Annotated in this window: 1 protein-coding gene; it reads left to right on the top strand. The window is 68.6% G+C overall.

Annotation, left to right across the window (positions count from 1 at the left end):
- Nucleotides 1-360 (top strand): polyketide synthase (locus NP777_RS47335; RefSeq protein ID WP_256656393.1); only part of this gene is annotated, 360 nt, incomplete at both ends.

The following is a 360-nucleotide window of genomic DNA, read 5'->3' as shown; positions in this document are numbered from 1 at the left end:
CTGTCGGATGCGCGGAGGAATGGCCATCCGGTGCTGGCGGTGGTGCGGGGCAGCGCGATCAACCAGGACGGTGCGTCGAATGGTCTGACGGCGCCCAACGGACCCTCGCAGCAGCGGGTGATTCGTCAGGCGTTGGCGAATGCGGGTCTGTCGGCGTCCGAGGTGGACGCGGTGGAGGCGCATGGCACGGGGACCTCGCTGGGTGACCCGATCGAGGCGCAGGCGCTCATGGCCACCTACGGTCAGGAGCGGGAGTCGGAGCGGCCGTTGCTGCTGGGCTCCATCAAGTCGAACATGGGTCATACGCAGGCCGCCGCCGGTGTCGCGGGCATCATCAAGATGGTGCAGGCGATGCGGCAC

The sequence above is a fragment of the Streptomyces rugosispiralis genome, assembly GCF_024505145.1.
Lineage (GTDB): Bacteria > Actinomycetota > Actinomycetes > Streptomycetales > Streptomycetaceae > Streptomyces > Streptomyces rugosispiralis.
The sequence above is the reverse complement of the archived record's forward strand: the minus strand, read 5'-3'. Positions and strand labels throughout refer to the sequence as shown.